This is a genomic window from Kitasatospora brasiliensis, assembly GCF_032654805.1.
Classification (GTDB): domain Bacteria; phylum Actinomycetota; class Actinomycetes; order Streptomycetales; family Streptomycetaceae; genus Kitasatospora; species Kitasatospora brasiliensis.
Window position 1 is genome coordinate 498,227 of the sequence record NZ_JAUOOW010000007.1, and the last position, 20,976, is coordinate 519,202.

18 protein-coding genes and 2 pseudogenes are annotated in these 20,976 nt (G+C 71.0%); 12 read left to right on the forward strand and 8 right to left on the reverse strand.

Translation table 11 applies throughout. The features are described 5' to 3' along the window. Positions 1-9: 9 nt before the first annotated feature. From QWJ13_RS28060 to QWJ13_RS28080, 5 genes are all read left to right on the forward strand, one after another. On the forward strand, positions 10-1,947 hold the full coding sequence (locus tag QWJ13_RS28060; RefSeq protein WP_316527935.1) for a condensation domain-containing protein: 1,938 nt from the start codon (positions 10-12) through the stop codon (positions 1,945-1,947). Continuing rightward, a complete protein-coding gene (locus QWJ13_RS28065) occupies positions 1,944-3,191 on the forward strand; it encodes an aminotransferase class I/II-fold pyridoxal phosphate-dependent enzyme (protein WP_316527936.1) in 1,248 nt (415 codons plus the stop codon). The genes QWJ13_RS28060 and QWJ13_RS28065 overlap by 4 nt, the downstream gene beginning before the upstream one ends. Positions 3,192-3,282: 91 nt before the next feature. Then, the gene (locus tag QWJ13_RS28070) at positions 3,283-3,525 is read left to right on the forward strand and encodes an acyl carrier protein (RefSeq protein ID WP_316527937.1); all 243 of its coding nucleotides are present in this window, start codon (positions 3,283-3,285) and stop codon (positions 3,523-3,525) included. Between the two features lie 12 nt (positions 3,526-3,537). Continuing rightward, the gene (locus QWJ13_RS28075) at positions 3,538-4,299 is read left to right on the forward strand and encodes an SDR family NAD(P)-dependent oxidoreductase (protein WP_316527938.1); all 762 of its coding nucleotides are present in this window, start codon (positions 3,538-3,540) and stop codon (positions 4,297-4,299) included. A 258-nt stretch (positions 4,300-4,557) separates the two neighbouring features. Continuing rightward, on the forward strand, positions 4,558-5,814 hold the full coding sequence (locus QWJ13_RS28080) for an MFS transporter (protein WP_316527939.1): 1,257 nt from the start codon (positions 4,558-4,560) through the stop codon (positions 5,812-5,814). A gap of 610 nt (positions 5,815-6,424) precedes the next feature. Here QWJ13_RS28080 and QWJ13_RS28085 read toward each other — a convergent pair. Next, a complete protein-coding gene (locus QWJ13_RS28085) occupies positions 6,425-6,787 on the reverse strand; it encodes a hypothetical protein (RefSeq protein WP_316527940.1) in 363 nt (120 codons plus the stop codon). Positions 6,788-6,935: 148 nt separating this feature from the next. On the opposite strand from QWJ13_RS28085, the pseudogene QWJ13_RS28090 reads away from it, so the two are divergent. Beyond that, positions 6,936-7,298: pseudogene (locus QWJ13_RS28090) on the forward strand (ATP-binding protein); the annotation flags it as partial. On the opposite strand, the gene QWJ13_RS28095 reads toward QWJ13_RS28090, so the two are convergent. Both QWJ13_RS28095 and QWJ13_RS34405 read right to left on the reverse strand, forming a co-directional pair. Further along, positions 7,265-8,167: a ribosome-inactivating family protein gene (locus QWJ13_RS28095; RefSeq protein WP_316527941.1), complete on the reverse strand. Its 903-nt coding sequence runs from the start codon at positions 8,165-8,167 to the stop codon at positions 7,265-7,267. The pseudogene QWJ13_RS28090 and the gene QWJ13_RS28095 sit on opposite strands and share 34 nt — an antisense overlap. Positions 8,168-8,640: 473 nt before the next feature. Then, positions 8,641-9,285 (reverse strand): restriction endonuclease, encoded by a 645-nt coding sequence (locus QWJ13_RS34405; RefSeq protein ID WP_432277617.1) that lies wholly within the window; start codon positions 9,283-9,285, stop codon positions 8,641-8,643. Positions 9,286-9,810: 525 nt separating this feature from the next. On the opposite strand from QWJ13_RS34405, the gene QWJ13_RS28100 reads away from it, so the two are divergent. Together QWJ13_RS28100 and QWJ13_RS28105 are read left to right on the forward strand one after the other, a co-directional pair. Then, positions 9,811-10,386 carry a restriction endonuclease gene (locus QWJ13_RS28100; protein ID WP_316527942.1) on the forward strand — a complete coding sequence of 192 codons (576 nt, stop codon included), beginning with the start codon at positions 9,811-9,813 and terminating at the stop codon, positions 10,384-10,386. Positions 10,387-10,423: 37 nt separating this feature from the next. Beyond that, the gene (locus tag QWJ13_RS28105) at positions 10,424-11,119 is read left to right on the forward strand and encodes a restriction endonuclease (RefSeq protein WP_316527943.1); all 696 of its coding nucleotides are present in this window, start codon (positions 10,424-10,426) and stop codon (positions 11,117-11,119) included. Here the strand turns inward: QWJ13_RS28105 and QWJ13_RS28110 are convergent. Next, positions 11,049-11,588 carry an MFS transporter gene (locus tag QWJ13_RS28110; RefSeq protein WP_316527944.1) on the reverse strand — a complete coding sequence of 180 codons (540 nt, stop codon included), beginning with the start codon at positions 11,586-11,588 and terminating at the stop codon, positions 11,049-11,051. The genes QWJ13_RS28105 and QWJ13_RS28110 overlap by 71 nt on opposite strands. 244 nt (positions 11,589-11,832) lie before the next feature. Here QWJ13_RS28110 and QWJ13_RS34410 point away from each other — a divergent pair. Continuing rightward, positions 11,833-12,078 (forward strand): annotated as a pseudogene (locus QWJ13_RS34410) (integrase core domain-containing protein); the annotation flags it as partial. 61 nt (positions 12,079-12,139) lie between these two features. On the opposite strand, the gene QWJ13_RS28120 reads toward QWJ13_RS34410, so the two are convergent. Then, positions 12,140-16,027, reverse strand: coding sequence for an nSTAND1 domain-containing NTPase (locus QWJ13_RS28120; RefSeq protein WP_316527945.1), 3,888 nt, complete (start codon positions 16,025-16,027; stop codon positions 12,140-12,142). A gap of 484 nt (positions 16,028-16,511) precedes the next feature. On the opposite strand from QWJ13_RS28120, the gene QWJ13_RS28125 reads away from it, so the two are divergent. The 3 genes from QWJ13_RS28125 to QWJ13_RS28135 all read left to right on the forward strand — a co-directional run bounded on the left by QWJ13_RS28125 (position 16,512) and on the right by QWJ13_RS28135 (position 18,591). Continuing rightward, positions 16,512-16,931: a DUF2690 domain-containing protein gene (locus QWJ13_RS28125; RefSeq protein WP_316527946.1), complete on the forward strand. Its 420-nt coding sequence runs from the start codon at positions 16,512-16,514 to the stop codon at positions 16,929-16,931. Between the two features lie 237 nt (positions 16,932-17,168). Further along, positions 17,169-17,597, forward strand: coding sequence for a hypothetical protein (locus QWJ13_RS28130; protein ID WP_316527947.1), 429 nt, complete (start codon positions 17,169-17,171; stop codon positions 17,595-17,597). A gap of 73 nt (positions 17,598-17,670) precedes the next feature. Continuing rightward, positions 17,671-18,591, forward strand: a complete 921-nt coding sequence (locus QWJ13_RS28135) for a hypothetical protein (RefSeq protein WP_316527948.1) — start codon at positions 17,671-17,673, stop codon at positions 18,589-18,591. A gap of 19 nt (positions 18,592-18,610) precedes the next feature. Here QWJ13_RS28135 and QWJ13_RS28140 read toward each other — a convergent pair whose 3' ends face one another. From QWJ13_RS28140 to QWJ13_RS28150, 3 genes are all read right to left on the reverse strand, one after another. Further along, the gene (locus QWJ13_RS28140) at positions 18,611-18,790 is read right to left on the reverse strand and encodes a hypothetical protein (RefSeq protein WP_316527949.1); all 180 of its coding nucleotides are present in this window, start codon (positions 18,788-18,790) and stop codon (positions 18,611-18,613) included. A 302-nt stretch (positions 18,791-19,092) separates the two neighbouring features. Continuing rightward, complete coding sequence (locus tag QWJ13_RS28145; protein ID WP_316527951.1) at positions 19,093-19,935, reverse strand: NAD-dependent epimerase/dehydratase family protein; 843 nt, start codon at positions 19,933-19,935, stop codon at positions 19,093-19,095. Between the two features lie 631 nt (positions 19,936-20,566). Further along, complete coding sequence (locus QWJ13_RS28150; protein ID WP_316527952.1) at positions 20,567-20,929, reverse strand: DoxX family protein; 363 nt, start codon at positions 20,927-20,929, stop codon at positions 20,567-20,569. Between the last annotated feature and the right edge of the window lie 47 nt (positions 20,930-20,976).

Here is a 20,976-nt window from a genome sequence, read left to right on the forward strand (position 1 = left end):
GTGCCGGCCGTGAACCACCGCCCGGGGCGAGCCCCGATCCCCGCCACTGTCATCCGCAGCGGGCCGCTGACCTGGGTCCAGGAGTGGCACTGGTTCGAGCGCACCGTTCCCTCGTCGCGGCGGGTGAACCCGACGCCGCTCGCCGACCACTGCCACGTCCCGCCCCCGGCGACGGTCGCCGACGTCCACGCGGCGCTCGCCTCCCTCACCGCCCGTCACGAGGTGCTGCGCAGCACCGTCGACCCGCTCCGCCCGGTCCAGCACGTCCACCGCGCGGGCTGGGCCCCGCTGCCCGTCGACCACCTCGACGTGCCCGCCGTCGACGCCGCCACCCTGGCGGCCGAAACCTCGGCGCTGGCCGCCCTGCCGATCGACCCCGAGCGCCAACCACCTTGGCGCGCAAGGCTACTGCTCCACGGCGGGGTGCCGTTCGCCTTGCTGATCGCCGCCCACCACGTCCTGATCGACGGCTGGGGGCTGGCCGTGCTGCTCGGTCAGCTGCACGACCGGCTGTGCGGCGCCGGCGCGCCGGAGCAGGCGTCCGTGCACCCGCTCGACACGCTCACCGCCCAGTCCGAGGAGCGCGCCCGCACGGCCGAGCACGAGTGGCTCACCCGTCTCGCGGGCAACCCGACCGGCGTGCTGGCGCCGTTCGGCGGGACCGCCGGAGGCGCCGGGCGCCACCGGCTCCAGCACCGCTCGGTGGGCGCTTACGACGACGTCCACCGCGTCGCCCGGCGTCACCGGGCCAGCCCGGAACTCGTCGTCCTCGCGGCACTGGCCCACGAGGTCGCCACCCGCACCGGCGAGCACCGGTTCCTCGCGTCCGTGGTGGTCTCCAACCGAGCCCGGGCATCGCTGCGGAGCAGTGCCGGGGTGCAGGCCCTGACGGTCCCGGTGCAGATCGGCCTCCGCCCGGGCGCGGCGTTCGGCGAGGTGGTCGCCTCGGTCGCCGCCGCCTCGGCCACGGCCTACCGGCACGGCCGGTGGCGCCCCGCGGAACTGGTCGCCGCCCAGGCACGGATGGACCGCCGCCGCGGTGTCCTGACCGTGCCCACCATCGAGTACAACTGCTACTCGTGGCCGCGCGACTACCTGGTCCCCGGGCGGGGCGCTCCCGCGGACGGGACCGCCGGCTGGATCAGCAGCGCGCCCGACGAGCCCTGCGACACGCTCTACGTCGACCTCGCCCTCGACGAGGGGGCCGTCACCATCGACGTCACCGTCGGGGACCACCTCCTCGACGCCGGGCAAGCCGCAGCGCTGCCCGTCCGGCTGTGCGGCCTCCTGCGCGCGGTCGCCGACGGCGCCGCGAGCCCGGTTCCGGCGCGCCCGCTCGCCCCGGCCGCCGCCGGGTGGTGGCGCGCCCCGCAGGGATGGGCGTGCCCGGCCAGGGTCGAGGAGGTGCTGCGCGGCCATCCCGGCGTGCTCGACGTGACGGTGACGCCCGACGGCGGGGGTGACGAGCCGCACCTGGTCGCCTACGCCCGAACGGCTCCCGGTGTCACCGCGTACGACCTGCACCGCCGCGTCCTGGACCACCTCGGTGACGCACCCGGCCTCGTGGCCCCGGGCCGCTACCTCCTCTCCCCGGACGGCCCCGACCCCGGTCGGACGTCCGACCCGTCCGGCCCCGCCACCACCGGCGCGACAACGCCGCGGCTCCCGGCGCGCCCGCCCGGGACCGGCCCCGAACGGGCACTGGCAGCCGCTGTGGCCGCCGTCGGCCCCCTCGGCGGCCCGGACGCCGTGGACATGAACCGCTGCCTCGCCGACCACGGGGTCACCCTGGTCGCCGTCCCCAGTCTCCTGTCGCTGCTCCGCCGGTCCGGCTTCACCGGGATCGCCTCGGACGAGCTGGCCGGACCGGCCTCGCTCGGCCACCTCGCCGAAGCGCTGGAACCCCTGCCACCCCGCACCCGCCGTGGAGGAGAGACCTCGCCATGACCGCATCCCGCGCCGCCGCGCCGTCCGGGGACCGCCTGGCCCCCTGGGCCTTCGCCGCCTTCATCGAGGCGAACACCCACGACACGGCGTACCGCCCGCCGGTGGTGGACGGCCCGGTCGGGCCGACCATCACCCGCAACGGCCGCGAACTGGTGAACTTCGCCAGCATCAGCTTCCTCGACCTCGCGCGCCACGTCCCGCTCCAACGCCACTTCGCGGACGGCGCGCTCGCCCACGGGCTGAGCACCAGCGGATCCAGGATGACCCAGGGGATCTGCCGCCCCCACCAGGTGCTGGAGGAGACGATCGCCCGCCACACCGGCAAGGAGCGAGCCATCAGCTTCGCCACGGGGCTCCTGGCCAACATCGGGTTCATCCACGCCATGAGCAGTACCGCGCACTTCGACACCGGCATCGAGGTACGCAACCACGACACCGTCTTCGTCGTCGACCGCGACGTCCACTGGAGCATCTGGAAGGGCCTCCAGGGATTCGACTACGGCCGCACCGTCCACGCGTTCCGGCACAACGACGTCTCCGACCTCGCCCGCATCCTGGACCACGTCGGCACCCGCAAGACCGTGGTGATCGCCGAGAGCATCTACTCGGCCGACGGCACCATGGGGCCGATCGTGGAGATCCTCGACGAGTGCGACCGCCACGGCGCCGTCAGCATGATCGACGACGCGAACGGTTTCATGGTCTACGGGCCCGAGCACCGCCCCTACGCCCGGGAGGCGGCCGCGATCCGGGAGCGGGCCGACTTCGTCATGGTCTCCCTGTCCAAGGCCGTCGGGCTGGAGGGCGGCGCGATCGCCGGACCGGCGGCGGCCATCGACGCCTTCGAACTGCTCTCCGGCACCTCGATGTTCACCGCCGCCATCCAGCCGCCGACCGCCTACGCCGCCGAGCGCACGATCGCCGCCCTCGCCGACGACCCCCGGATCGTCGACGACTACCTGGCCCATGCCGCCCGGCTTCGCCACCAGATGCACGAGGCCGGCACGGCGACGACGCCGACCGAGTCGTACATGCTCTCGGTACCCGTCGGAGACGACGCCGCCGCCCTGCAGATGCGGGAGTGGTTCGTCGAGGACGGCTACCTCGTCCCCGTGTTCTCCTACCCCGCCGTCACCCGCAACCAGGCGCTCCTGCGGCTGTTCCCGCACGCGGGGCACACCGGGGAGCAGATGGACGGCTTCCTGCGCACCCTCCTCACCTACCGACGGCGCCTGGGCCTCTGAGGCCCGCCGCACCACGAAGCACACCACCCGAACACGGAACACCCGCGGTGGCCGACGCACGCCGGCCCCGTCCCAAGAGGGAGGAACCCCTGTGGACACCACCGACATCCTCAACGCCATCACCGCGATCGTCGAAGAGGTCCTCGGCGTCGACCCGGCCGAGGTGAGCGCCGCGACGTCGTTCACCGACGACCTCGACATCGACTCCCTGGCCATGATGGAGATCGCCGTGGCGGTCGAGGACAGGTTCGAGGTGAGGATCCCCGACGACCGGGTCAGGGAGTTGAGGACGATCGGAGACGCGGTGACCTACGTCGCCGACCGCCGGTCCTGACCACCCGCCGCCATGAGCGTCCTCGACAGGTTCCGGCTCGACGGTCGCGTCGCCGTGGTCACCGGCGCCTCGTCCGGGCTGGGTGCGGCCTTCGCCACCGCGGTGGCCGAGGCCGGCGCCGACGTCGTGCTCGGGGCCCGACGTGCCGAACTGCTCGAAGCCGTCCGCACGGCCGTCGAGGAACTCGGCCGCCGGGCCGTCGCCGTACGGACCGACGTCGCCGAGCCCCAGGACTGCCGCGCGTTGATCGACACGGCCATGCGCACGTTCGGGCGGGTGGACATCCTCGTCAACAACGCCGGCGTCAGCAGCGAACGGCCCGCGACGGAGGAGACTCCGGACCAGTTCCGCGAGGTCCTCGACATCAACCTCAACGGCTCCTACTGGATGGCCCAGGCCGCGGGAGCGGTGATGCTGCCCGGCAGTGTCATCGTCAACGTCTCCAGTGTCCTCGCACTGGTCACCGGCGGGCTGCCGCAGGCCGCCTACTCGGCGTCGAAGGCCGGACTGCTCGGGCTCACCCGCGACCTCGCCCAGCAGTGGACCCCCGACAGGGGTATCCGGGTGAACGCCCTCGCACCCGGCCTCTTCGCCTCCCCGATGACCGACGGCTACCCGGAGGGCTACCTGGAGGCGGTGATGCCGCGGGTCCTGTCGGGCCGGATCGGGCGGCCCGAGGAGCTCGCCGCGGCACTGGTCTTCCTCGTCTCCGACGCGGCCTCCTACATCACCGGCACCACCCTCACGGTAGACGGGGGCACCCACATCGCCTAGTCATCTCCTTCACCGAAGCGCCGGCCTCGCCGACCGTACGGCGCCGGACGGCAACCGACGCCCCGTATCCCCGGCCACGGTCCCTCCGGAAGGGCAGCGCGTCCCACCGGAGATCCACGAGCCGATGTGTTCATGTTGTCGACCACTGCCCGACCCGACCACACCCCCCTCGACGCCCCGGGCGCGACCACACCCACGGTGGCACCGCGGGTGGCGGGCCCTCGGCGCGGCGAGCGAACCCGGGAGGCCCGGCCTTCGATGACGACGGAACCGACGACCCGTCCCCTTCCCCGCGAACCGCTCGGCCGTTCGCACCTGCGCCGTCTGATCGCGGGCCAGGCGCTGGCCGCCGTGGTCGACGCGCTGTTCATCGTGTGGCTCACACTCTTCGTCCTCGAACTGTCGGAACCCGGGTCCACCACGGGGTTCGTCCTCGTGGCCGCCGCGCTGCCACGCGTGCTGCTCCTGCCTCCCGCGGGAGTCCTCGTCGACCGCCTCGGCCCTGCCCGTGTCGTGGCCGGTGCCGCCTGGCTCCGGGTCACCGTCCTACTCTCCCTCGGCGCCCTGGTCACCCTCACCTCGCCGTCGGTGACGACGGTCGCGGTCCTCGCCGCGCTGCTCGGCGCCGCCGACGCCGCGTACTTCCCGGCGGCTCTCGCGCTGCTCCCCGTCGTCGTGCCCGCCGAGAAGCTCTCCCGGGCCAACGGGCTGGTCCAGGGCGCCGAATCGGGGGGCGACCTGATCGGCCCGGCGGTGGCCGCCGGATGCATCGCCGCGGTCGGCTTCCGGGCGACGCTCGGGGGGATCGTGGCGGTGGCCGCGCTGGCCGCCCTCGCCCTCGGCACGCCGGCCCGCACGGCACGACGCCGCGCGGGCACCGCGGACCGCGCCGGGCCGGACGGCGTCGACGGTGAACTGGCCGGCAGCGCGCGGGCCCTGCGCGCGGGCCTCCGGTACGCCTCGCAGGAACCACTCGTGCGAGGGATGCTGGCGGCCATCGCCCTGCTCAACCTCGCGGTCGTGGGCCCGGTGCTCGTGGGCGGCGCCGTACTCGCCGACCGGCACCTCGGCGGCGCGGGCGCCCTCGGCATCGTGCTCTCCGGCTTCGGCGCCGGGTCACTGGTCGGCTCCCTGACGGCCGGGTGGCGCCCACCCGCCCGACGCGGCCTGACCGTCGTCGGCGGCGTCGCGGCGATCGGCGCGGGCATGGCCGGGCTCGCCGCCGCCACCCACGTCGCCGCCGCGACGGCGGTCGCCGCACTCATCGGGCTGGGATCCGGCTTCCTCGGAGTGGTCGTCGTGGCCACCCTGCAGGAGCGCGTACCCGAGCAACTCCTGGGCCGCGTACTCAGCCTCGTCGTGCTGGCCACAGTGGCGTTCGACCCGTTCTCCTATCTGGTGGCCGGCGTCCTGCTCCCGTACGGCACGACGACGCTGTTCCTGCTCTGCGGCGCCGCCGTCCTGGGCTGCGCCGGCCTGCTCGTCACGAGCCCGACGATCCGCTCCCTGCGTTGACCGCATCGAACACAGGAAGTGGATGACACCCTCGCGCTCCGACTCGTCGAACTCAGAAGTGCCGTCGGGCCCGCAGCACTACGAGGTCCGCGGCTTCCGCTTCTGGGTCAGCCACCGCGGCCACAGCACCGGCCTTGACGTTCCCGTCCGGCCCCGGCCCGACCCCGCCGCCCTGGACGACGACTCCCGCTGGAAGATCCTCCACCAGTGCCTCACCGACACTGAACTGCCGGCCGACGTCCGCGTCGCCGTCCCCTACCTCTACCTCTACGGCCAGGAGGTCATCCGGATCGCGGCTCTGCCCACCGACGCCGTGACCGCACGGAACGACAAGCCCGACCTTCTCCTGGACCGCGTGCCCATCCGCCTGCCTGACCTCCTGGGCCGGCTCCTGACCGACTTCGCCGCCCGGCCGCGGCCCCGGGCCGGGCAACACACAACCCGAACCCCTGGCTCTCTACTTCCCCCGTCCGAGCCCGGCCGGCCCATCACCGGCGCCGCACTGGTGCGCCGCGGTCGCCAGCGGTCCGTCGAGTGCCGTCCCCGGCGAGGCCGGGATCGTCCTCAGGTCGACCGACGTACGTCCGGGCTGTCCACGGACGCAACACGCTCAGGATGCGCTGGTTGGCTCACCGGATCCTCCCGGGAACACCGGCACCTTCCGACACATCAGAATGCCGTGCGGCCCGGCGGTGTGCCGGAAGGACCGAAGACAGGACGTCATGACCCGCAGAAGCACTGGGGTGGCGGTACAGGTCTGGTCGTACGTCTGCTGGAACCAGCTCATGGAGTGTGCCGGCTGCGCGACGTCACTACGCCAGATCTTGTCGGAGGTGGCCCCCGACTTGGCTGCCAGGACCAGGTACTTCAACTCACCGATCACCCACAGGACGTCCGGTCCGTTGCCGGTGGCGCGTTCCGGGAGCTGGGCCTCGAACCCGAGGCGTTGCAGAGCGCGTTCGAAGACGGGCACTCGCTTCGGATTCGGATGGTCCGTGAGCTCGTCGAGCAGGACGTCGCGAACTCGACCGTTTGGCAGGCGAGTTGTCCGGCACCGGCGGCTTCCGCGACTGGCGTGTCCTGGCCGCCTACGGCGCCGCTCATTCGGAGTGGACCCAGCCCGTCGGTTCTACAAGGCCGACAAGGCCCCGCCCGCTCCGAGGGCAGCGGCCTCGGCCTCGCCATCGCCCAGGAGAACGCCCGGCTGCACGGCGGGCTCATCGAGGCCGCCAACTCCCCTTCCGGCGGAGCGGTGTTCACCCTCGTCCTGCCCCACGGCCTCGCCCCGAAGGAGGGTTCAGCCCGCGCGGCGCCTGCGACACCGTGCCGGATCGTGTCGATCATCCGCTGACGGCCGCGGGCCCCCGACCGGAGGAATCCGGTCGGGGGCCCGCGTCGTACGGGGGCGACTGCCCCGCCCGCGTCCGACGGAGTGCCTACGGCACCGGGGTCAGCGGGGCACCTTGGCGTGGAGCTCCATGTAGCCGACGTAGGCGAGGAAGGCCGCCAGGGTGCGGAAGGTCTGACCACTGATGGTGAACGTACCCGACTGGCCGCTCAGCTGGCGGTAGACGAAGGTCGAGGCACCGTCCCAGTTCTGCTGGAGGTCGACGTTCTGGCCGCCCATGGTGTTCGACGTGTAGTCCCGGATGTTGCCCCGGATGTTGTCGAAGACCCGGCCGAAGCGGGCGGCCTCGGAGGTCGCCTGGATGATCGTCACCATCTCACGGGCGAAGCCGTTCGAGTCGCGCTCGATGCGGGTGGCCGCGGTCGCGATGCTGGTGAGGGCGTTGGTGAGGTTGCCGTAGCTGATGGCCCGCCCGGCACGCTCGCCCGTGCCACCGCCCGGCAGCCGGGAGTAGTTTCCGTCCCAGGGCAGACGCACCACGTTGTTGCTGTGGGTGACCTGCTGGAACTCGGTGGGCCAGACGTCCGGGAAGACGTAGTGGGTGCCCGGGTGGTTGTCGTACGCCGGCTGGTAGAAGCCGGCGAAGTAGAGGTTGTCCGCCCACCAGTAGAGCGATCCGCGGTACTGCCCGTAAGTGAGGATGCGGGCCTCGATGAGACGGGTCGGCAGCAGCGTCGTCTCGTCGAGCTGAGCGGAGACCTCGGGGTGGTTGGGGATGTCGTGGCCGCTGATCCGGTGGAGCTGGTCGATGGCGTACCAGTAGTTGTCGTGCGCCGCCTGGCCGCCCCATTCGAGGTCGCCGGTGTCCCAGTCGAACTTGGTGATCTGTCCGCTCGGATCGGCGTGCGCGGCCGGCGCCGAGGCGGTCTGCACCAGGCCGAGCGCCAGACCGAGTGCCAGGAGCAGACCAACAAGCCGTCGGCCCACTGCGGTGTGGATGTGCACGAGTTGACTCCTGCGAGGGTTGAACGATGATGTGCTCGACTCTTCCAGCGGACAGGACTGCCGACTTGCCCCCCAACGCACACACCCGCCCCGACGGGCGCACACCGGTCCCGGGGGCCGGCGCCGACATGACCGGGGGCTCCGGCCAGGCCCCGGGGCTGATGCGGGACTGTTGCCGTTCGCGGACGCTCCCGGGCCCGGGGCGGGACCGGCCTCCGGCGGTCAGCGCGCGAAGAACGTGCCGGCCAGCAGGACGTTCACCGCGGTGCCGAGACGATGCTGAGCAGTGCGTTGCGGCGCCACAGGTGCAGGGCCCGCGTCACGGCGAGCGCTGCCAGCGGCGCGACCGCGCTCGACCGGGACGGCGCCCCGATTGGGTGACATCAGAACGAAACAACGACCACTCATCACTATTTCTTAGGGGTAAGTGTGCAGATTTTGACAGAAATGATTACTTGACGCGACAAACCTGTTCATGCCCGCGGCAGGCATGATCCGGCGCCTCCAACCCGGCGACGCAGAGGGGCGGCCCCAGATCGGCACGACAACAGGCCGGCCCCGCCCCGGTCGAACTCACGGCCGTCCTCCTCCACCGCCGGCAGGCTGCCGACAGGTGACCGGCGGGCCCACCGGCCGCACGCGGTTCCGGCCCTGCCAGTACGTGGATGGCGGTTCAACGGCGAAGAATCCCGTGGGGATGACGGATTCGCGCCGAGGTCCCCAGCCCTGCCGACCCGTTCCGTGTTGGTGAAGCCGTCGCGTTCCAGCAGTTCGTGGCACATCTCCTCGAACCTGGGGGGTGTGGCGGCCTGGAACGCCTCAAGCGTGTAGCCGAGAGGGCGCCGCACATAGGACGCGGTGGGCTCGGCCGGCGCCGATTGGCGCAGCGGCTGGTGGGCCCACTGTTCGATGCAGTCGGTAACGGCTGCGGTGAGCGTGGTGTGGGCGAGGGTGAGGCGTGCGGAGATGCCGGCGCGGATGAGGGTCCACAGCGGTTGGAGAATCGGCGCAGTGGTGGGCCGAGGCTGGTGTGCCGAAGTGCCAGGCGCAGGCCGACGAGTGCAACGGCGGCGCCTGTCAGGGCGGCTGCTGCGGCCAAGGGGTGTCCCCATAGCCATGCCGTGGTCTGTACGACGGTGCCGAGGGCGATCAATCCGCCGAGCAGCGCGAGGCCACCGCCGTCGTCACGTGGGGTCTCTGCCGTCGGACCGCCGTGCTGCGGACTCCCGTCACCGGGCGACATTCCCACTCCCTCTCTCACTGCCTGACGAGAGGTCATGTCCAGTCGTCCGCAGAGGATGGTGGTTTGGGGAAATCCGGCGGCGGTCGGTACTGCGCGGCCTACCAGGCTGCTGTTGGAGGAGCCGTCGGGTACCGACTGCGCCGGTGCCAGCGCCCCCGCTTGTGTACCACCGGCGTGCGCCGCCGCTTTTCGCCATATCCGTGACCAGGAGCTCTACACCGCTGCGAAAGGGCGTCCGTCCAGTTGGGATGCCGTCTCCTCCCCGAGGGCTGTCGACGTGGGCCGCCACCCCTGACGCGCATCGCGTTGCGGAACTGCCCGATCCCGCGAGGCCAGGGCCAGGCTGCGTCGGCCACGCGGCACCACCGAGTTCGTTGCGGCCGGCACCGTCGCCCTCGCAATGCTCGTCCTCCTCGTCCAGGCAGCCGAGGCCGGTGCCCGAGCCGCCGCACAGCACTGGCCCGTTCTCGCCAGCCTCACGAGCGCGGCCGCTGTCGGTGCGGCGGTGTGGTGGACGCGGCGCCTCGTAACCCTGCGGCTCAGCCTGTCCGGCATCGACGCCCTGGGCGACCAGGACTTCGAGTACGCGCTGCGCGACCTGCTGGTCCGCGACGGCTGGACCGCCCGCAAGGTCGGGCAACAGGGCGACCAAGCAGCCGACGTGATCGGCCAGCACCCAGGCCTCGGACGGATCGTGCTCCAGGCCAAATACACCAAGGTCGGCGCCAAAGTCGATTCCCAGGTGATGTACCAGGTGAAGGGAACCGCCGGCCCCGTGCACAACGCCGACACCGCCGTCGTCGTCACCAACGGCTCCCTCACCCGCGACGCCAGGGCCTGGGGCGACAGACACGGCATCCACTGGATCGACCGCGACCGGCTCCGCCAGTGGGCCGAACACGGTATCGCCCTGCACGACCTGCTGCGCCTGCCCGCCCGGCCCACCAGGCGCCGACTCGGCCGCCCGGAAGCCTGACCCGATCCGAACCCAGCCACCCGAATGGAGTGCAGGAGTGCGCGATGACGGCACGTTCGATCCGCTGCTGAAGTTCATCGCCGGAGCGGTGCTGGCCGTGGCCGCCGCCAAGGTCTTCTGGCAGTGGCTGACCACCTCGTTCTGGCACTGGCTGAGCGTGGACATGTGGGGCTGGATCACCGACCGTCCCTGGTGGTCGGCCCTCATCGCCAGCCCGATCGTCCTGACCCCTGTCCTGGTGGCGGCCTGGCTCTTCGCTCCGCGCGGGTACGGGCACTACACGGACGAGGTCTTCGAGGACGAAGAACCGGCCGCCCTGACCTACCCGATCCACCACCTCGCCGTGATGCACCCGACCGACTTCGAGAAGGCCTGCGCCGCGCTGCTCGTCCGGGACGGCTTCACCTCGGTACGGCACTCCGGCCGCTCCGGCGACCTCGGCGCCGACGTCATCGTCTGGGACCACCTCGGCCGCAAGGTCGTCGTGCAGTGCAAGCACTACAACAAGCCGGTCGGCTCCCGGGACGTCCAGACGTTCAACGGCACCGCCCGGCCTGAGCACGACTCCGACGTACCCGTCATGATCGGGCTCAACGGGTTCACCCGGGACGCTGCCGCGTTCGGCACCCGCCAGAACCTCATCCTGGTCAACCGGAGCATCCTCACCAGCTGGGCCCACGGCACCCACCTCTACGACGCCATCGACGAGGACGCGGACCGCGCCGCCGCCTGAGCACCATCCCGCACGGCAGTGCCACCACTCTGATCGCGCGCCCGGTGCCGATGGTGAAGTCGGCCCGGCCCCGGTCCGCCAGGAGCCGCGGGACTATCACCCCGCCGCGATCGACCGGGTGGGTTGCCGTGATTCCGGAGGACAGGATGCTGGCTGCCACGGCGCTGCCGATCGCGCCGCCGAGGGTGCGGATGTTGGCGTTCATGCCGCCGGCCGCTGCGGTCTGGGTCGGCGGGACGGCCTCGACGGCGATGGCGGACATGGCGGAGAAGGCAAGGCCGAGGCCGGCGCCGACCAGGGCGGAGGCCGTGTAGATCTGCCAGGCGTGGTCGTGGCCGGCGGCGAGCAGGAGGAACGGTGCGACGGTGACCACGCTGCCGCCGATCAGGACGCGCTTGGAGCCGAAGCGCGCGGCCAGCGGCGCGGCCAGGACGCCGAGGACGAACGTTGCTCCTGCCGAAAACCTCATCCGGAGCCTGTGACCTGCGCATTCTCACGAACGGCCACGGGTGCCCACATGAGCGTGCCAGGCTGATGGATCGTGCTGCTGAGACTGGCGTACCTGGGCGTGACCAACGCGTTCGCGATGCTGCGTCTGCTGCCGATGAGCGACCGCGACAAGGACGTGGAGATCCTGGCCCTGCGCCATCAGATCGCGGTGCTGGAACGGCAGCTGGGCGGGCAGCGGGTCCGGTTCGAAGCGAGCGACCGGGCGCTGGGTACAAACCTGCAGGCGAGAACTACTGGACCGGACATGGATCTGGGACCAGCGCCATCTCCTGCACTCCCTGCGCGAGTTCGAGACGTTCTACAACGGGCACCGGCCACACCAGGGCATCGCCAACGCCCGCCCACTCCATCCACTCCCCCAACCGATCACCGATCGAGGGCAAATCGCCCGCCTCGACATACGACGACGCGACCGCGTCGGCGGCCTCCTCCATGAGTACCAACATGCTGACCGACCAGAGCGGATGACGTTTCCGGCAAGGACACCGCAGGGAATCGCACCCATTGGGGTCAGCAAACCTTCCGGTAGGGCACCTCGGGGAGGTATGTGTCCCAGTCGGTTGGCGGCAGGCCGCCCCCGGCTCGTTCGCAGATGTTGGCGGCTTCTTGGTTCGGCGCCACCACGACTTCGTGTGCCGGCACGTGCTCGGTCGCTGCGCGCAGGGTACGGTCGTCGGGGCTGAAGGCCAGGGAGAGGGTGGCACCTCCTGGCACGGGGAGGGCGGGGCCGAGTGGTTGGTGGGATAAGAGGTCCCACATCCGCAGCGTGCCGTCGGTGCCCGCGGCGGCCAGAGTGCGGCCGTCATGTGAGAAGGCGAGCGCGGAGATCGGGTGGAACGTCCCTGTGGTGTTGGGACGGAAGGTGCCGGGCAGGACACCCAGGTTCCGTTCTGCATTGCCGTCCCAGAGGGTGACGCGGCCGGCTTCGTCGCCGGTGGCCAAGTACGCGCTGTCGGGGCTGAACGCCAGGGCGTGGGTCATGCTCTGGGTGAGCGTACGAGGGATCACCAGACCGGACGGCAGGTCGGCGACTTGATTGCGCGAGGTGACGACGAGCCGTCCGTCCGGTCGGACGGTGAGTCGGTCTCCCCCGATGCGGGCGATCTTGTACGTCCTGGTCTGCCGGGACAGGTCCCAGACTTCCACCGATTCCGTCTGCATCTGGCGTGATGCCAGGAGCGATCTTCCGTCCGGTGTGAAGGCGATCGCGTCGACGGTGCTCTCCGGGAACGAATCGGGAGCCGAGAGGTCAAGGGCCTCGCTCGTGCGGCCGGCGGAGATGTCCCAGATGAACACACGTGATGGTGGGGGAGCATCGATCGACGTGTAGTCGATGACGCCATAGGCGAAGGCTCGCCCGTCGGGACGGAATGCCATGAGGAAGGTGCACGGGTCGGGAGGCAGCAAGCCTTCGGAACGCGATGGGCAGGACATGGAGGGAAGGTCGACGACATGTCCTCCGCCGCGCAGATCCCGCAGCCGAAAGCGATACGTGCCTGCGCCCGGGGACGACAGTAGCGTGGCAAGCGTGCTGCCGTCGGGGCTGAACATGGCGGTCGCGGCTGATTGGCCTTCCCAATTCGAGTCTAGGACATTTGTGAGGTCGATGGTGCGGACCTCTGCGCCGGTCGACCCTTGGAGGTAGCGGATCCTGCGCTCATCCAGATCCAGTCTGAACTGGCCGACGTCGGTGTCGGCCAGCGGATGTCTGAAGACGGGGACCGATGGCGTGTCAAGGCGCCACAGCAACAACTCCTTGCCGTCCCACGCCAGCATGAATGTTCCGTCCTGGCTGAACGCCACCTCTGATATGCTGGCATGCTCGATCCGTGGGAGTTCTGTTCCCGAGGCGATGTCCCAGATCCGGACTCCCTGACTATCGGTGACTGCCAGCAGGCGGCTGTCCGGCGTGAACCGGACCGCCTGGTTGAGACATTGTTCCGCGGTGACGGCTGGAGCCCAGGGGGTAGGCACTTCACGCTGCTCCGGCAGATTCCACACCTGCGTCGGCTCTCCAGGAACGCAGAGCGCCATCAGGCGGTCATCGGGGCTCAACGATGCATCCGGGTAAGGGTATTGAGAGAGTCGGCCCTCTCGCAGAATCTGTCGCTCTCGGAGGCCCGGTAGACGGCGCAACTCGTCGTTGCTGACCTCGCGGTGATCACTGCGTCTGGTGCGCCGTTCGAGCAGTACCTTGCTGCTGCGGAGATCCCATACTTGGATCACGAATTCTGATAGGTCGAGGTCGAGCCCGTAGAGGAGCAGAGTCCGCCCGCTCGGACCGAACCGGGCCGCGGTGGGACGAAGGAGGGATCCGGAAGCGGTGCGTGTTTCTGGGACTTTGCTGCTACTTTCCGTAGCTAGGTCCCATACATTCACCTGCAGGGGATTGTAGACCGTGAGTGCCCGGGCGTCAGCACTCATGTCGGTCACGAAATAAGCTGTCTTCGCCATGCCGGGGAGCGAAGCCACCTGCCGATGTGTGCTGACGTCCCACTGCACCACCTGATCCCGGCCGACGCTGACCAGGGTGCGGCCGTCGCCGCTGAGGAAGTGCGTCTCCGGGGCAGCCTTGTCGGAGGGCGGGTCGGCGAAGACGTCCTGGTCGGGTTGAACGGTGGCGCCGAGCAGTGCGGACCGTGTCTCGGGGAGGTCGGCGGTCTTCCAGGCGGCGAGGCTCAGTCGCATGGCTGTGAGGGGGTCGGAGGAGCGCATGCCGTCGGCCACGGCGGCGGCCCGGCGGGCGGCGGCCTCCGTACGGCGGCGTTCGCCGGTGAGGCTCTGCTGCCACGCGACTACCCCGGCCAGCAGGACGAGCACGATCAGGGCGGACAGCGTGGCGAGCAGGGTCCGCAGCCGTCGGGCGGAGCGTGCAGTCTTCCGGTCTTCCAGGTCGCGGGCGGCTAAGGCAGCGGTGAGGAAGCGGGACTCCAGCGGGGTGAGGTCACCGTGGAGCCCCACGCCGGCGAAGGTTGCTTCGGCCACTGCCAGGCGGGTGCCCCGGTAGAGCGCTCCGGGATCCTGGTCCAGTTCTTCCCAGGCCTTGGCGGCCTCGGTGAGGTGCCGGTGGTGGCGCAGCCTGTCGCGGGCGTCGTCGATCCACGTGTTCAGGCGCGGCCAGGAGCTGATCAGTGCTTCGTGCGCGAGGTGGACGGTGTCGCCGTCCAGGGTGATCAGCCGGGCGCGGGCCAGGCTTTCCAGTACTGCCGCGGTGTCGGTGTCGGCGTCATCGGAGCCGAGGGATTCGAGTTCCGTGCGGTCAGCGGGACGGCTCGTGTCCTGCCCTCCCTCGCCCGGGGTGACCAGTCGCAGCAGGACGCGCCGGGCAAGGGCGGCCTGGTGCGGTGTCAGACGTTCGTAGGTGCGCTCCGCGGTTCGGGCAATGGAGCCGTGCACGCCGCCGGTTGCCTCGTAGGCGGCTTCTGTCAGTGCCCTGCCCTTGCGGTGCCGCCAGGTCTCCAGCAGGGCGTGCGACAGCAGGGGGAGTCCGCCCGGCTCGCCGTGGATCTCCTCGATGATCCTTGAGGTGAGGGCGCGTTCGACGATCAGGCCCGCGCCGGCGGCCGGTCTGACGATCGCCTCCCGCAGTTCGGCGGGGCCCATCGGTCCGACCAGCAGCGTGGCTTCCCGCAGGGCCGCCGCGAGCCCGTGGTGGTTGGCGCAGTGGCCGAAGAAGTCGGCCCGCACCGCGAGGACCACCCGTAATCGGTTGTCCGGCGCGCACGCCCCCAGGAACAGGTTGAGGAAGGCGGCGCGTTCCGCCGGGTCGGTGCACAGCGTGAACACCTCCTCGAACTGGTCCACTACCAGCACCGTGTCGCCCGTACCGTTTTCGGACGCAGTCAGCGCACCGTGGTCGGAGGCGGGCCGCGCGCCCGGAGTGAAGATCCGGATGGCGGCCGGGCCTGTGCGCGTCGCGCCCCTGTCCCGGAGTGCCGGGATCAGTCCGGCGCGCAGCAGGGAGGACTTGCCGCTGCCCGAGGCGCCCACGACGGCGACCAGACGACGGGTGTCCACCAGGGCCAGCAGGTCGGTGATGAGCCGGTCGCGGCCGAAGAACCGGTCCCGGTCACCGGGTTCGAAGCGGGCCAGGCCCCGGTAGGGCGCATCGGCACCATCACCGTCCTCGGCTGCCGCCTCCCGTACTGCGGTGTGCCAGCGCCGCTCCCACTCCATCGGGTCTCCGCCGCAGGCCTGCACGTATGCCAATGCCACCGGCAACGAAGGAAGCTGTTGTCCCCCGGCCGCGCGCGACAGCGTCGCGACCGAATAGCCGGTACGGCCGGCCATCACCCGGTAGGTGACATCCCCCGCATCCCGCCGCAGCTCGCGCAGCTCGACCGCGAAGCGCTGGACCGGCCCGCCGGCCGGATCCAGCGGGATCTCCTGACGCCCCATCCCTCATGCTCCCCCCGCTCCGTGACACCACCGGGCCACGCCAACCTATGTGCGGGGCAACGCTGTTGCAACGGCTCCTCATCGGCCTGTCTCGTTCCACCGGCCCTTCCGGCCAGCGGAGCGGCACTTTGTTTCGTCCAGCGAGGAGGGCTGCGCAACAACCGGCTGGCTAAGCAAACTCGAACCGTGCCGGAGCCCCGGACGCGGCAACGACCGCTCCTCGGCATCGGCACGACCACGGTCCGGCGGCACCACCGCCCCTCTACGGGGCACGTTCGCCGCTCCCATGGTGCGCGACGGCCTCCGAGGCATCACCATCTCGGGCCGCCGCGAAGTCCGCTCGCTTCCACACCGTCAAAAGATCGCGTTGCGCACCGGCTCCAGGACCGCCGCGCCGGCGGCCTCCTGCGGGCCGATGCACGGCCGGCGGATGGACCGCCCGCCGAGCACCACCGATCTCCGCTCTTTCAGGAAGGAACTCCGCATGAAGCGCATCAACCGTACGACCGGGATCCTGTTCGGTCTCGCCGCGGCCACCACGGCGTTGACCGGGTTCGCCGTCCCCACCGCGTCCGCCGCCACGCCCCAGGTCACCGCCGGCTGCTACGCGTCCTCCTGCAGCGGACGGGACCCCATCCAGATGGGCTGCAACGCGGACGCCTACACCGTGGAGTCGAAGGGTTCCGCCTACGGCACGATCGAACTCCGCTACAGCTCCTCCTGCAAGGCGAACTGGGCGAAGATCTCCGGCGCCTCGAACGGACAGCTGTTCTGGGTGGAGAACAGCTCCGACATCCAGTTCTGGAACGCGATCGGCTCCACCGGCTACGGCGACATGGTCGACGGCTCGGTCAGCGCCCGCGCCTGCATCTCCGGCGCCGGTCCCTGCACCGGCTGGCACTGACGCCTCTCCCGCCCGTCCCGGAAGCCGCGCGGGTGCCGCCCGGTTCCCCGCCCCCGGCGACGAACGCTCCGGCGGCACCCGCCCGGCCGCAGATGCGCAGGGCTTCGAGCTTCCGTGACACCGCGCTTCCGCAACGGCGTTCCTGCCCCGGAACGGACCCCGGGGACAGGGACCGATCGACACACACCCGGCCGGCATCCGCCCGGTCCGGGATGTCCAGACACCAGGAGGAAGAACATGAAGAGACGACGCATCCTCACCACGCTGCTGCTGGCGGGGACAGCGGCCACCGCGACGCTGGCGGTGGCGCCCGCCGCGCAGGCCGCACCGAACAACGGGAACTGCCGCGGGGCCAGGGCCTTCTGCTTCTGGTACAACAGCAACCAGTCCGGCTCGGTGGCCGGCTGGGACCTGCTCACCGGCTTCAGGGGTTTCGAAGACCTCGCCTACGCCGGCGCGTTCCAGGGCCCCGGCAACGGACAGGGCGTCGCGGTGAAGAACAACGCGGCCTCCGCCACCTACCAGTTCCCCGGCAACTGCTACGGCTACGTCAGGGTGTACTACAACAGCGGCTGGAGCGGGCCCTGGGACGATGTTCCGGCCTGCGGCAACGCCAACCTGGTGAAGACGAAGAACAACAACGCCTCGTTCCTCGTCATCGGCTGACCCAGCAGGAACCGGCCGGGCCGTCCCACTCCTCGGACGGCCCGGCCGACCGGAGATTCGAGGCCACGACCCCATGAACACACCGCGGCTCACCGCCCCGCTCGCGGCCGTCGCCACCTGCTTTCTGCTGCTCGCCTCCTGCTCCACGAACAGCGGGACCACCACCGGCACCGCACCAGCCTCCACCAGGGGAACGCCATCCGGCCCGGCAGGCACCTCCGCCGACGGCACCAAGACCGCGCCCGACCCCGCCGACGACCCCACCGTCATCTCCCTGCCCCTGGACCCGTACTTCCTCCCACCCGCCGACAACGCCCGGCTGCACACTGCCCTGGACCGGCTGGTCGCCGACTGCCTGCGGAGCGCCGGAGTCCGCCCACCCGCCCCGGCCACCGCCCCGGCCACCGTGCTGGGCCGGTACGAACGGCGCTACGGACTCACCAGCGCCTTCGGGGCCCGCACCACCGGCTACCACCTCCCCGCCCACCCGGACCCGACACAGGTACCGCTCTCCTCTGACCAGCTGAACGCGCTCACCGGCCCGCAGGGCTGCCAGGAATCCGCTGCGCGCCGGATCACCGGCACCACCAGCTACCCCGGAGACGCCTACCTGGTCCGGTCGGTCAACCAGGAGTCCTTCGACCAATCGACGAAGACCCCGGAGGTCGTGGCCGCCGTCGCTGCATGGTCCCGGTGCATGAAGCAGGCCGGCCACGACTACGCGACACCGCTGCAGACCGGCCCCTGGCCCTCCGAACAACCCACCGACGAAGAGCGGACGACCGCCCTCACCGACGTCGCCTGCAAACAACAGACCCGGCTCGTCCGGATCTGGAACGAAGCCGAGGCCGCCATTCAACGCACCCTGATCCAGCAGAACACCACCGCGTTCGACAACGTCCTGGCCGAACGCCGCCGCATGCTCAGCGAAGCGGACACCGTCCTCGCCGAAGGTACGGCGTCCGGGCCGGGCCGCTCGGCCGCCTTCGGGTAGTCACCGGGCCAGGGAACCCTCAGGGCAGGGACCACTGCGGCCGGCGGCCATCCCGGTCGACCTCGTGCTGGGCAACCCCGGCCGGGGCCAGCCCGGCGCTGGGGAGGATGAGCGGCGAGCGTGCTGCCTTGGGGATGCTGGTGACGTGTCCGTCGGGGGTGGCATTCGGATCGGCGGCCTTGGAGGGCTGGGTCCGCATGTCCGGCGAGCTGCTTCCGCCGCCTGCACCGTCTCCTTCCATATGGACCCGGTCGGGCCCCATCGCATCCTGCGCGATCTGGCTGGCGCCCATGACGGCCACGCCGAGACCGGTGGCGAGTTCGGTGAGGGCCGGAGAACCGTCGGATCGGGCATTCGCCGCCTGTGCCTGCGCTCAGGGCCGGGCGTTGGCGGACCGCGGGCTGCATCTGCCCGGACTCTGGAGCGAGGGTCCCCGGCCGGTGCCCGCTGTCCGGCGGACGGTCGCCGCGCGAGGGTGCCGGACCGTCCCGGGGTGGCTGGTTACGGCTGTGAACTCCCCGTTTCGGTGGGGACGTTGCTCAGGTGGCGCTGCCGGCTCAGGGTGTAGCCGGGAGATGCGAAGTCACCTCCTTGAGGCTCGGCGGGGCTTCCAGCGATGCGGGCGCCGACTTCGGCGGCGTCGTCGCACGGATTGAACCCGATCGCCCGTCCGGCCTCCAGGTCCCACCAGCGGCCGCGGTTGTCCGAGACCGCGTAGAAGGTGACGAACCCGTAGTCGGCGTCGAGCGCCGCACGGAAGGCCCGGGTGCAGTCGTCCGGGCTGAGCCAGGTGGCCAGCTCCCGCGGTGTCGAGGGGGCCGGCTCGAAACTGCCGATGCGCAGGCAGGCGACCTGGAGGCCGAACTTGTCCGCGTACAGGCGTCCCAGTGCCTCGACTGCCGCTTTGCTCACCCCGTAGAGCCCGTCCGGTCGCACCGGCAGGTCGGGGTTCACCGACTGGGTCGTGGGGTAGAAGCCGGTCGCGCGGTTGCTGCTCGCGTACACCACGCGGGGCACGCGGTTGATCCGGGCGGACTCCAGGACGTGGAACGAACCGGTGATGTTCACGTCCACGAGGTCGTGGAAGTCGGCCTCATCGGGGATTCCGCCGAGGTGAATGATCCCGTCCAGATCGGTGAGAACCTCTCTGAGCAGCGCGAAGTCCCGCAGGTCCGCCCGGACCGCACTCTCGTGCGGCGCGCAGTCGCGGATCTCGGCGGTGTCCAGGAGCAGCAGGTGCTCGAAGCGCTGTGCGAGCGCGCCGCGCAGATGGCGCCCCACGGTGCCGGCCGCACCGGTCATCACCCAGCGTCCGTGCCGGGTCAGGGGGTGAAGGCGGGTCATGTCAGTCGTCCTCTCTCCGAGGGTGAAGGGGGATGCTGCTGCGCCCCCGGAGTTCCGTGCGCCATCCGGGCCGGCGTCGTTCCGGGCGCGTTCGGCTGTGTGATCGGGTGGTGGTCTTCTTGGGCCGCGGTCTGTCCGGGCAGCAGTGGATAGTGCCCTGGGCTACAGGGTGTTGTCGTCGGCGCAGGCCCGGGCGACGACGGCCTGACGGGGTCGGCGGGGCGGTCCTGTCGGCTGTTCTTGCGGCGTGGGGCAGGCGCGGTGGGCTCTTGTGGGCCCGCCCGGGGTGTGCGGCCTGCCGGCCGTACGTCTGTGGCCGCCAACCCGGCGTCAGTGCCGAGACGTCAGCCGGTCGCGGGTCAGTGCGGGGGGGGGGGGGCAGGGCCGTGTGTCTGTTCCTTGGTGTCACGGGGCTGGTCGCGCCGCCACGCCGCTCCCCCACGCTCGACGCCCCGGCCTGCGACGGCGTCGTGCCACGACAGCCGCAGGCCGACATGCCTCCGCGGCGGCTCGGTCCCCGCGTGACGACCAGGTTTCGATGGCAGGCGCTCGACCCTGGCCGGGACGGGACCAGTGGGATGACCTGTCGCCGCGAGGGAGTGTTCTCATCAAAGGTTGGGCGGTGCCGCCGTCAGAAGGACACGGTCAGGGCCAGCGAGGCGACGGCGGCGGCGAAGAAGAACCCGGGAAACGCGAGGTTGTGGAGAACACGGGCGCGCAGGTGGAAGACGAGCGCGCCCAGGTAGAGCAGGACGAGACCGCAAGCCGCGGCGGCGCCGAGGGGGCGCAGAGCATCGCTGAGACCGAGGAGGAGGCCTGCCGCACCGGCCAGCTTGAGGGCACCCAGCCGGGGCAGCCAGGCTCGGGGGACCCCCACCTCTGCCGAGTTGGCCAGCACGAAGCGCGCTCCGGCGAGGTCGGCGGCGGCGATACCGATGTTGATGGCAGCGGTGAACAGGGTGACAACGAGGAGTGCGACATGAGTACCGGTCATGCCTTCAGACTCCCCGGACGCCTCCGCACCGTCCAATACCTTCTTCT

Bases quoted from the DNA above. Each gene is read 5' to 3' on its own strand.
- QWJ13_RS28065 (WP_316527936.1), top strand. From the start codon at position 1,944: ATGACCGCATCCCGCGCCGCCGCGCCGTCCGGGGACCGCCTGGCCCCC.
- QWJ13_RS28075 (WP_316527938.1), top strand. From the start codon at position 3,538: ATGAGCGTCCTCGACAGGTTCCGGCTCGACGGTCGCGTCGCCGTGGTC.
- QWJ13_RS28080 (WP_316527939.1), top strand. From the start codon at position 4,558: ATGACGACGGAACCGACGACCCGTCCCCTTCCCCGCGAACCGCTCGGC.
- QWJ13_RS34405 (WP_432277617.1), bottom strand. From the start codon at position 9,285: ATGGCTATGGGGACACCCCTTGGCCGCAGCAGCCGCCCTGACAGGCGC.
- QWJ13_RS28100 (WP_316527942.1), top strand. From the start codon at position 9,811: ATGCTCGTCCTCCTCGTCCAGGCAGCCGAGGCCGGTGCCCGAGCCGCC.
- QWJ13_RS28110 (WP_316527944.1), bottom strand. From the start codon at position 11,588: ATGAGGTTTTCGGCAGGAGCAACGTTCGTCCTCGGCGTCCTGGCCGCG.
- QWJ13_RS28120 (WP_316527945.1), bottom strand. From the start codon at position 16,027: ATGGGGCGTCAGGAGATCCCGCTGGATCCGGCCGGCGGGCCGGTCCAG.
- QWJ13_RS28125 (WP_316527946.1), top strand. From the start codon at position 16,512: ATGAAGCGCATCAACCGTACGACCGGGATCCTGTTCGGTCTCGCCGCG.
- QWJ13_RS28130 (WP_316527947.1), top strand. From the start codon at position 17,169: ATGAAGAGACGACGCATCCTCACCACGCTGCTGCTGGCGGGGACAGCG.
- QWJ13_RS28135 (WP_316527948.1), top strand. From the start codon at position 17,671: ATGAACACACCGCGGCTCACCGCCCCGCTCGCGGCCGTCGCCACCTGC.
- QWJ13_RS28140 (WP_316527949.1), bottom strand. From the start codon at position 18,790: ATGCGGACCCAGCCCTCCAAGGCCGCCGATCCGAATGCCACCCCCGAC.
- QWJ13_RS28145 (WP_316527951.1), bottom strand. From the start codon at position 19,935: ATGACCCGCCTTCACCCCCTGACCCGGCACGGACGCTGGGTGATGACC.
- QWJ13_RS28150 (WP_316527952.1), bottom strand. From the start codon at position 20,929: ATGACCGGTACTCATGTCGCACTCCTCGTTGTCACCCTGTTCACCGCT.